This is a genomic window from Cupriavidus basilensis, from assembly GCF_029335485.1.
GTDB lineage: Bacteria > Pseudomonadota > Gammaproteobacteria > Burkholderiales > Burkholderiaceae > Cupriavidus > Cupriavidus basilensis_E.
The window spans coordinates 1-8,908 of sequence record NZ_JARJLM010000184.1 but is presented as its reverse complement, the minus strand read 5'-3'; the positions used below and the strand labels follow the sequence as shown (position 1 = coordinate 8,908).

Here is an 8,908-nt window from a genome sequence, read left to right as displayed (position 1 = left end):
TGCATTCGCCGCACCGGACAGGCTGGGCTGGCCGTAGTAGCCGGTCTCGGGCGGCGTCGTGGTGTAGCCCGGCACGGTCGAGGAGGCGCTCGGCGTGTTGACGGTGCCCCGGATCACGGGGTTGGCGGCCCGGCCGGCCGCGGTGCCTTCGTCGTGCGCGCCCGCCGCCGCCGCGGTCTGCGTCGTGACGAAGCAGATGAGCGTGAACCAGATGACCAGTCGGCGCATGGCGGTTCTCCCTATCCGCGCAGCCGGCGCAGAAAGACGTCGGCGTCCTTGCGGTAGGTCGGTGCGCTGCGCTGCATGAACTCGAGCGCGTAGTCGAGGCTCACGTCGCCGGTCGTGCGCAGATATGCGTCGTCCGGGGCGCAGCTGCCGGCCGCGCAGGACAAGGGGCGCGTACCCTCGCGCACCAGCACGAAGGCCGGGACCCGCTGAATGGCAAAGCGGTCGAAGGCCTGCGGGTCGATCTGTACCCCGACCTGGCGCTGCCCGATCAGGGCCTGGACCTGGGCCACGGTCGCGCGCAGCGAGCCCTCGCGCAGACCCCGGATCACAAGGGTGGCGCGGGCGCGCGCGGCCTGGTCGAACAGGCGCTGCAGCGTGGCCGGCGGCATCGCCAGGCTCACGAACACGAAGAGGCCGGGGCCGCCGGCCATGCCTTGGGCCTGCGCTTGCGCATCGGACTGGGCAGCGTAGCCGCGCGCCAGGGCCTCCAGGTCGATCGCCTGCCCATGGGCCGGCAGGGGAAGCGCCTCGATCTTGGGGATCGATCGCCCTGGCGCAAGCTTGTCGTCGGCAGGCGCGAGGTACTTGTCGCGGGCGCGCGCAATGTCTTCTTCTGTGACGGTCGGTGTCTCGCGCCGTACGCGCTCGATGTCGGCGTCGGTCACCGTTGCGGTCGGTGGCGAGGGTGGCTGGGTTGGCGGCGCGGCCAGGCAGAGCGTCGCCATGCCCAGCAAGGCCACGACCACAGCGCTTGGCAGGGGAAGTCGGTCAGTAGCCCACACAGCAGTTCCTTTTGCGAAACAACATGAACGCGAAGTCCTCGCCGCGCACCGGGTATTCCTTGCCGGCGCCCCACAGGACCGTCGTGCGGCCGAAGGGCTGGCAGCACTTGCCGGCTTCCTTGGCGGTGTTGGGGATGGGGTAGGTGAGTTGGGTCTTGTAGGCCGTCTTGTCCATGACGGGCAGGAAGTAGGGCCCGCACAGTCCCGGCGTGCCGTGCCAGCCCCAGGCGATCAGCTCGCGGTGCATCTTGGCGGTGAGGCGCTGGGCCATCAGCGCCGCGGTGCGCACGCCGCCCAGGTGGTAGGGCACGTGCCCGTCCATGGGATAGAGCCCGCCCTGGCAGCCGGCGCACCAGAACATCTCGCGAATGCCGAAGCCCGCCGACGCGGCCACGCAGTCGGCGGCGCAGGCGGCGATCGCCACCGGGTTGGCGAAGAGCACGGCGTCCGGATTGAGGATTAGCGTCAACTCGTCGTCGGCCCACAGGGGATCGACTTCGGTGAGGTAGGCCAGATCGAATGAGCCTTTTTCCAGGCAGGGGAAGTCGGTGACCACCTCGAGCCAGTACATGACCGGGTTCACGTAGAAATGCGCCTGGTAGAAGCTGCCGCCGTCCCCATCGCCTTCCGGGCGGGTGAAGCGGGCCGCCTCCGGCGCGGGGATGCCGGGGTCGAGGTCGATGCCGCCCAGGGAGGTCAGGCAGAACGGCTTGCGTACTGCCTCCACATGGCGCGCAGGCTCCCAGAAGCCGATCGACAGGCCGATGACCGGATTCACGCCGCAACTGCAGACCGGGCTGGCCGGGTTGTCGATGTCCTCCTGTCCCCCGAAGTTCGCGATGCGCGCCGAGCCGATGCTGATCGGCAGAATGCAGCTCCAGCAGATGTCGGTGATCGGGTTCGGGAACTTGCCGGTGCAGGTGGCCGTGCCCGCGCCGAACGATGAAGTCACCGTCGCGAACATCATCATGAACAGCACCAGGAGCATGCGAGCGGCTTTCATCGCGCGACCTCCAGTTCGTCGATGCGCAGCCGCAGCCCCTCCTGTGAGACCAGCGCCGGTACCTGGGTGATGCCGAGCCGGCGCGTCAGCACGCCTTGCTGGTCGTAGAAGACCGGGATGCGCCAGCGCTTCATCAGGTCCAGATAGGAGCCTCCGGTGAGGATCGGCTTGACGCGGCCCTGGTAGCGATCGATGAGCTCGCGGGCACGCGCGACCTGGCGGCGGTCGCGCGCATCGAAGAACAGCAGGTGCCGCGAGAGGGAGACGATCTCGAGCGGGTTCTTGCGGGTGCCCGCCGGGAACAGCAACGCGCCCTGGGCGCTCGTGAGATTGCGATCCAGGGCGTAGGTCGGATCGAAGTAGAAGGTGCGCGCGATATCGGTGGCACGCAGGCCCGGCACTGGCGTAGGGTTGCGCACCGCCGCCACGCCGCGCTCGCGCGCCAGCTGTTCGAACCGCTTCAGCTCGCCGCTGCGCTCCTTCTCGCGCAGGCGCGATTCGATCATCTGCAGCAGATGCGGCTCCGCGATCTCGTAGGTCGGGCCGATCACGCCGAGGTCAAGCGCGTGCACCGGGCCGCTCGCCATGAGGCCGGCCAGAAGCGCAGTCAGAAGCGGATACGCAAGCGAGCGCGCCTTCATGGTCTGCTCCCGGAACAGCTCACCTTTGCCTGCCACTGCCGTATTGCGGCGACGTCCTGTTGCTGGCTGGCGCGCATGAGCCCCATGAGGACAGGATCGCCATCGCCCGCGGACAGGGCGCGCCGAAGCTCGCTCGTGCGCAGGGCACGCTTGCAGCGCGTTTCGAAGGCGCGCAGGTAGGCTTGCGCACCTGCCTCGGCGGCCGGCGCGATCTGCCGCAGCAGGCCCAGGTAGTCGGCCATCGGCATGGCGTCCGCCGATCCTTCGGCGGACGGCAGGGGGCCACGCGCCGGGCTCGTCTGGGCCAGGGAAGGAGCCGTGCCCGCACCCGTGAGGCAGATGGCGATCGCCAGGCGGATCGCGAGGGGAGGCATGTCATGCCGAAGATTCATGGGCGTGTCCTCAGAACAAGGGCTTCACGACGCCGATCACCTGTTCGGTCCGCACCAGTCCGCTGGCCTGGTAGCGCGAATCGAAGGAGTCGGGGCTGGTGCCCTGGACATAGAAGTGCCCGGGCGGGATCACTGTGGGGACGATGGCTGTGAGCGGTCGCCGGTCGTAGGCCATGGGCTTGGCGACACCCACCACCTCGCCGTTGATCGCGACCGATCGACCCTGTACCGTCACAACGTCGCCAGGCAGGCCACGGACGATCTTGAAGAACGGTTGTCCGTGCAGGCCGGGATAGTTCCGAGCGGCATCGCCCTGGAAGGCGAACACGACGTAGTCGCCGCGGCGCAGTTCCAGCGGGCCCGGAAGCACGACCGCGACGCGATAGGGCAGGCTGGGCGTCCAGTTGAACAGCACCGGCAAGCGCGGCGTCGGGTCGATGAAGAGCCGCACGTAGGCGAAGCCCCAGATCGCGAAGACAGGCAGGTACAGGTACCAGCGCTGGCGCATGTGGCCCAGGAAGTCCGTAAAGCTGGTCAACGCGCTCCGCCAGAACGGGCGGCGGGCAGGGGAAGCGAGCAGGTCGGGACGGATGGCTTCGATGCTCATGGTGCGTTTACCTTCCGGCGCAATGCCGGCGTGAGATCGAGGGTGCGGGGCGTTGGGCCCGCGAGGGAGGTCCTGAGGACCACCAGGCAATTGCATTCGCGAGGCAGTTCTTCCAAGGCGGCGGGCAAGCGTTGCGAGAAGGTGCGGGCCATCGCCAGCGCCCTTTGCTTGTCTTCTTCGCTGTTGCCCTGGGTCAGGAGTTGCGTGAACTCGGCTTCCTTGAGCCGGTAGACCTCGGCCACGTCGACGACGCCGACGACACGCAAGGGACGGACCGCGAGATAGTCGTAGGCGGCCAGGCCGCAAGCCGTCAACGCCACGGAGAGCAGGAGGTGGAGGAGCAGGGCTTTCATACGGCATGCCCCCGGCGGCGCAGCAGTTCCGCGATCGCCTCGTCGATCGACAGGCCCTGGGCGCGCAACTCATCGATCGGCGCGTTGTCCTCGAGCTTGTTGGAGAACAGCAGGTGGGTGGCCGGGTCGAGGATGTTGCGCGCCACGCCTTCGCCGACCGGCGAGGAGATATAGAGCTCGGAGAAGGCGCCGGCCTCGGTGCGCAGCGAATTGAGCAGGCGCTTTTTGGGCTCGTCCATGTTGAGCCGTCCCTTGCGGTCGAGCATCTCGATGGATTCGGGCTTCTGGCGCAGCAGGAACACCCAGTCCGAGCAGTTGAAGGCCGCTTCCATCTGCGCCGAGCCGTAGTAGTCGTCGGCGCTTTGCGTCGCGGTGCCGAGCGCGCCGCCGTACTTGCGCGCGCGCCGGGCGGCCTCTTCGATGACGGCCGCCTTGACCGGATCGTCCGCGCCGATGTCGCCGAGCTGCTGCTTCAATTCGTCCACGAAGAGGACCTTGCGCCGGTTGCGCGTCAGGTACATCTCGCCGGTGATCCGGTGCAGCAACAGGATGTTGACCACGGCATGCAGGTCGGGGCGGCGCTTCAGCTCCTCGTTTTCGATGACGATGAAATCGTTCGTGAAGTCGACGTTGTTGCGACCCTCGAAGAAGCGCTCGTACTGGCCGCCCCGCGCATAGGGGCCGAGCATGATGGCGAGGTCCTTGAGGCGCTGGTCATTGACCACGTCGAGTTCTTCGAGCGTGCCGGTCTTGAAGGCGTCGCGCAGCGCCGTGATGCGCAGGTCGTTGCCATATTGCCGCCAGAGCTTGAGGACCATGGCGGAGATCGCCTTGTACTGGACCTCTTCCAGGCTGTGCTGCATCGAGCACATCTTGGAAATGCCGGGCACCAGCATGTCGATGTCCTCGTTGATGTCGAGGATGTGGGTGAACGGATCGAGGCAGATGTCGACGTCAGGCCGGAACTCGATGTAGGTGCCCTTGGCCTTGCGGCACAGCTTCTCGAAGCTTCGGCCCAGGTCCAGCATCCAGACCTTCGCACCGATGGCGCGGTAGGACCAGGCCATCTCGTTCATCAGCACGGACTTGCCCGAACCCGGGGCGCCGATGATCGCGAAGTTGTAATTGCCGAGGTCGTTGTCGAACAGGTCCAGCGTCATCAACTGCCCACGGCGTCCGCCGAAGACCAGCGCCGGCGTGCGCGTGCCGCGCCACTCGGCGATCAGCGGGGCCATGTGGATCGCGTTGGCCATGGTCTTGCGCGTGACCCGGCGCATCTTCTGCAGGTCCTTGTGGAACTTCTCGGTCAGCGTCATCGGCAGGCTGGCGAGAAGCGCCTGACGGTGCATGTAGGCGTCGGCATTCAACTGGAAGCCGCGCCCGCGCCAGATCGCGTTGGCCGCTTCGTGCGCGGCGGCGGACTTGCCCGGCTGGGTGAAGAGCGCGAGCTGGTGGTACAGGCTGACCAGGCTGCCGCCGGTGTCGATGGCGTCGGCCGCGGCGGTCCAGTCGTCGAGCTTCTTCTTGACGTCCGGCATGACGTCGGCCATCTTGGATTTCGCGTTCTGCGTCGCACGCACATGGTTGGCCGTGACGATTGACTTGGTCGCGTTGGGGTCGAGGATCTGCACGCCCAGCGTGATCAGGAACGGCGCGCTGTACTGCAGCGCCGGCTGCATCAGGTCGCCGATCAGCGAGCCCATCTGCCACAGCGAGAAGCGCTCCGGGAAACTCTTGATCGAGTAGAAACGCGCCTCGAGCACGTGCTCGCTGGCTTCCTTCCACAGGGTCAGGCCGCTGGGATGCGGATCCTGGATGGTGTCGAAGTCCACGATCTGGTCGCGCAGCTCGCGCCCGTCGTCGTAGTTGAGCTCCGGCGCATCGGTCTGCGCCATCCGGTCCGGGTTGGTGAAGATGGCGCACCAATTGATGAGGTCGGCCGCGTCGCACACGCGGTTGGGCAGCGAGGCGGCACGCAAGGTCGAGGCCATCGAGTCGCGCAGGGTCAAGAGCGCCTCGCGGTGGTTGAGGTTCTGCGCATCGCCGTCAAACGACACGCTGAGCATCAGCCGGAAGTCGCGCACCGTGTAGTGGAATCCCGCGGTCATCGATGCCTGGGCACCCTTGAGCAGATGGCCGACGCGCTGCCGTGCCAGCTTGCGAAACAGGTTGTCGTTGCGCGCCGGCCGGCCCCATTCTTTGGCTTTCTCGGCCTGGTCCTCGTCTTCGACACGCAGGTTGGCGTAGCGGCGCAGTTGTGCGCGCACGTGGGGCGAGGCAAACAGATGGAACTGGATGCCGGTGCCGGGCGGGCAGTTGGCGTAGAGCGAGACCAGCACCTCGGCCATGCGCTCGTCGGCGCCCGACTGCGGCATGACTTCGAGCATGAAGCCCAGGCTGTCGCGATTGACGAAGAGCTTCTCCGCCGCGAGGTACGCGGAATACGGGAGCCAGCTCGCGAACTGCTCTGCAGGGGTGTCGGCTGGCGTACCGAATCCGAACAGCGGGGCGGGGCGCACCGGGCCGCGTACAGGGGTGTCGAGGGTCTGCATCGTGACCTCACTGTGGCGAGAGCGGTTGCGCGGGCGACGGCATGGGCGATGGTCCTGGCGCCGCTGGGCGCTGCAGGGGCGAGAGATCGGTTGCCTGCCCCGCCTCCGCGGGGGCGGAGCTCGAGCCGGCCGCGCTGGCCGGTGGCGGCCGCAGCGGGGCGTAGCGGTCCCGGATCTGGCGCTGCACGTGCTCGATGAGCCAGCGGCCGTTGTCCACCCGCACATACACATAGCCCTGGTCGTAGAGGTCGCCGTCGGCATCCTCCCAGGGCTTGGTCCACAGGCGCAGCAGCCGGGTCTGGGAGCGCAGGGGAGAGGGTTCCCAGGCAGCGCCGGGATCGCCGCTGGAGGCGGCCGGCAGCGCAGAGGCGGTACGCGGCGCGACGCGGGCGGGCGCGGCATGCGCGTCCTTCCCCGCGTCGCCATCGCCGCGCGTCGAAGCCTTGGCGCGCTGGCCCGGGAGGTTGTTTTGCAGCGCGTTGGCGTAGGTGCCCGACACCGAATCGCAAGTGACGCCGTCGGGCGCCTTGCAGGCGTACCTGGAGTCGCCGCCGAGTCCCGACATGCTGACGCAGCCGACCAGGGGGATGCAGGCACAGCCCAGGGCCAGGAGGCGGGACGCGGCCCTCATGGCTGCTTCTCCCCGGCCACCTGCGCCGCGCGCGCCTGCAGGACGGCTCGACCGACATAGCCCTCGGTGCGGCTGCCGTCGGCCCAGATCAGGGTCGGCGTGCCCTGGATGCCGAGTTGGCGCGCCAGCGCGAGATTGCGTCCGATCGGGTGGTCGCAGGGCGGACCGGCATGCAGCAGGCTGCCGTCGCCTTGCAGCATCAGCCGTTCCCAGGCCTGGCGCCGGTCGCCGGCGCACCACACCGCGATGGGCTTGGCCTCGCCCTGGAACGGCAGCAGGAAGGTGTAGATCGTGACGTCGTCGAGGCCGGCGAGTTCAGGCTCCAGCTGCTTGCAGTACGGGCAGTTCGGGTCGCTGAAGACGGCGATCTGACGGCGGCCATTGCCGCGCACGGTCTTGATCGCGTCGCCGAACGGAAGCTGGTCGAAGCGCACGGGCGCGGCTGGGGCTGCCTCGGCGGTGGCGCCGATTGCATTGGCCTGGGCCAGCTTGGGTCCGGTGATGTCGCGCATCGTCTGCACGTCGAACAAGCGGCCGAACAGAAAGTAGCGCGGATTGTTCGCGGCGACGTAGGCCACGTTGCCGTTCATCCAGACTTCGTAGATTCCCTCGACCGGCGAGCGCGCGACCTCGGTGAACTGCGTGCCGGGGTGGGCCTTGCGCAGCGCCCCCAACAGACGGGTCTCGTCGAGCGTGGCCGCATGCACGTCCAAGGCGGCGGCCAGCAGGCTCGCCACCAGCGCGGCCACGACGACGCGGCCACGCAGCGGATCAATAGTGGGTGTCATCGGTGGGCTCCAGGTAACGGGTTTCGGGATCGGCTGGATGGCGGCGCAGGGCGGTGTCGCCGTTGGCTGCCGTCATCGGCACGTCGATGCGCACGCCCTTGGTGATCACCACGTCGATCTCGCGGCCGGCATCCACCTCGATGACCGGGAAGGTGCTCTCGGCCAGCTTGATGTAGTACTGCGCGAGCCGGTCCAGGGCCTTGCCGACGCCACTGCCGAGCCCGGCGCGGTAGGCATCGGTGCCCGAAGCGGTGGCGATGGAGCCGAGCGGCGAGGTGCTGTAGCTCGTCGACGCGTTCGACACACCTTGGCCGATGCCGCTGACCACGCCGGCGAGCAGGGCGTTGGCGAGCATCTGCCCCTGCTTGGTGACCAGGCGCCCGCGCATGCCGACCTTGCCGTCCTCGCCGTAGACCGAGCCCTGGATCCGTACCTCGAGGGTGGCGCCATCGGCGCGCACGCAGGACAGGTTCTCGGTGCGCAGGTAGGCGCGTTCGGAGCTGATGTCGCCATAGCCGGCGGCGATGACGAAGCAGTCGCGGTATTCGCCGCGGAACTGGTTGGGCAGGACGCTGTTGTCCGACAGGCGGATCAGGACCGGGTGCGGATTGGCCTGCGACTGGCCGCCCGTCGGCGCATCGAGACCGCCGAGCAAGGTGCCGCGCGTGAAGCTCACTGGCAGGAAGGTCGATATCGTCTTCGTGGCGGCCGCGGTGGAGGACGCTCCATCCGGTGCCGCGCCACCGCTGACACTGGCGGCGGGAGTACCCGGTGTCCCGCGCTCGGCCAGCGAGACACGGACGACGGTCGGTGCCGGAGGTGCCGGTGGCGCGAAGGCCGGGCTGCCTGGCGGCATGCCGAGGGCGGCACTGCCATCAGGGGAGCGCAAAGGTGGCGGAGGCAAGCCGGTGGCCGGAGGCATGGCCGCGGG

The 8,908-nt window shown here is 68.3% G+C and carries 11 protein-coding genes; all 11 read right to left on the bottom strand.

The window, feature by feature from the left end:
- A partial coding sequence (locus tag P3W85_RS10955) for a hypothetical protein (RefSeq protein ID WP_430869527.1) occupies positions 1-228 on the bottom strand: 228 nt, incomplete at its 3' end.
- Between the two features lie 11 nt (positions 229-239).
- Positions 240-1,010 carry a type-F conjugative transfer system pilin assembly protein TrbC gene (gene trbC / locus P3W85_RS10950; protein WP_276264802.1) on the bottom strand — a complete coding sequence of 257 codons (771 nt, stop codon included), beginning with the start codon at positions 1,008-1,010 and terminating at the stop codon, positions 240-242.
- Positions 997-1,998, bottom strand: a complete 1,002-nt coding sequence (locus tag P3W85_RS10945) for a TraU family protein (RefSeq protein WP_430869528.1) — start codon at positions 1,996-1,998, stop codon at positions 997-999. Before P3W85_RS10945 ends, trbC begins: the two co-directional genes overlap by 14 nt.
- Before the next feature lie 11 nt (positions 1,999-2,009).
- Positions 2,010-2,654, bottom strand: a complete 645-nt coding sequence (traW, locus tag P3W85_RS10940) for a type-F conjugative transfer system protein TraW (protein WP_276264800.1) — start codon at positions 2,652-2,654, stop codon at positions 2,010-2,012.
- Entirely contained in the window at positions 2,651-3,046 is a 396-nt protein-coding gene (locus P3W85_RS10935) for a hypothetical protein (protein WP_276264799.1), read from the bottom strand. Before P3W85_RS10935 ends, traW begins: the two co-directional genes overlap by 4 nt.
- A 10-nt stretch (positions 3,047-3,056) precedes the next feature.
- Positions 3,057-3,653, bottom strand: a complete 597-nt coding sequence (gene traF, locus P3W85_RS10930) for a conjugative transfer signal peptidase TraF (RefSeq protein ID WP_276264798.1) — start codon at positions 3,651-3,653, stop codon at positions 3,057-3,059.
- Positions 3,650-4,006, bottom strand: a complete 357-nt coding sequence (locus P3W85_RS10925) for a hypothetical protein (protein WP_276264797.1) — start codon at positions 4,004-4,006, stop codon at positions 3,650-3,652. Before P3W85_RS10925 ends, traF begins: the two co-directional genes overlap by 4 nt.
- Positions 4,003-6,558: a type IV secretion system protein TraC gene (gene traC / locus P3W85_RS10920; protein ID WP_276264796.1), complete on the bottom strand. Its 2,556-nt coding sequence runs from the start codon at positions 6,556-6,558 to the stop codon at positions 4,003-4,005. The genes P3W85_RS10925 and traC overlap by 4 nt, the downstream gene beginning before the upstream one ends.
- Positions 6,559-6,565: 7 nt before the next feature.
- Entirely contained in the window at positions 6,566-7,189 is a 624-nt protein-coding gene (gene traV, locus P3W85_RS10915; protein ID WP_276264795.1) for a type IV conjugative transfer system lipoprotein TraV, read from the bottom strand.
- On the bottom strand, positions 7,186-7,977 hold the full coding sequence (locus tag P3W85_RS10910; RefSeq protein WP_276264794.1) for a DsbC family protein: 792 nt from the start codon (positions 7,975-7,977) through the stop codon (positions 7,186-7,188). Before P3W85_RS10910 ends, traV begins: the two co-directional genes overlap by 4 nt.
- Positions 7,961-8,908: TraB/VirB10 family protein (locus tag P3W85_RS10905; RefSeq protein WP_276264793.1), on the bottom strand; the 948-nt coding region annotated here is incomplete at its 5' end. The genes P3W85_RS10910 and P3W85_RS10905, both read right to left, overlap by 17 nt.